This window comes from uncultured Microscilla sp. (assembly GCF_947493425.1).
Taxonomy (GTDB): Bacteria; Bacteroidota; Bacteroidia; order Cytophagales; family Microscillaceae; genus Microscilla.
In genome coordinates this window covers 1-203 of sequence record NZ_CANLRP010000750.1, presented here as the reverse complement: position 1 = coordinate 203, position 203 = coordinate 1, and the positions used below count along the sequence as shown (strand labels likewise).

1 protein-coding gene is annotated in these 203 nt (G+C 47.8%); it reads left to right on the top strand.

All coding sequences use genetic code 11. From position 1 onward, the window contains the following. Positions 1–203: hypothetical protein (locus Q0954_RS35025; RefSeq protein WP_299466996.1), on the top strand; the 203-nt coding region annotated here is incomplete at both ends.

Sequence of the window (203 nt, the reverse complement as noted above, 5' to 3'; positions counted from 1 at the left end):
AACGACAAGCAAGGCAACCCCACCAAACAAGAAGATGTTCCTTTTCATAAACTTACCTCATCCGAACAATTTGAAATATATGAACGTCAGCGCCGCCAACGCTGGATAGCCGAGGGCAAAATACCTCCCGACAAAGACGAAACTGTCCATACCACCGAGCAGTCTGGTACACCCCAGCAAAAAAACGAGTTGCCCCTTCCAAA